Origin of the sequence: Carboxylicivirga sediminis (assembly GCF_018156225.1) — a bacterium.
In the GTDB taxonomy this organism is placed as follows: domain Bacteria; phylum Bacteroidota; class Bacteroidia; order Bacteroidales; family Marinilabiliaceae; genus Carboxylicivirga; species Carboxylicivirga sediminis.
This window is the reverse complement of record NZ_JAGTAR010000119.1, coordinates 1-380: the sequence shown is the minus strand read 5'-3', so window position 1 is coordinate 380 and position 380 is coordinate 1. Positions and strand designations below refer to the sequence as shown.

At 46.8% G+C, this 380-nt stretch carries 1 protein-coding gene; it reads left to right on the top strand.

Features of this window, described 5'->3' with window-relative positions; genetic code table 11:
• The coding region (locus tag KDU71_RS22890) for a transposase (protein ID WP_212193446.1) at positions 1–380 on the top strand (380 nt) is incomplete at both ends.

Here is a 380-nt window from a genome sequence, read left to right as displayed (position 1 = left end):
GGCCGCTACACCCACAAGGTGGCCATCAGTAATCATCGGCTGCGTTCAATCGATTTGCATTCTGTAAGTTTCACCGCTAAAGACTACCGGAAAGGCGGACAGAAACATGTGATAACCCTTACTCATCAGGAATTTATCCGCCGCCTGAGTTTACACATACTGCCCAAAGGCTTTGTGCGTATCCGTCATTACGGTATACTGGCTTCGTCGCTAAAACAAACGGTAAGGGAGCTGGTTGAACAACAAATTGGCAAAGCTACCATTAAACAACGACCGCCTATAAAACATCGTGTTTGCTATACCTGTGGCAAGGGACAACTTGTTACACTCATTACTTTTGATGCCCGTGGACCACCACCTTTGGAGCTATTACCTCACCT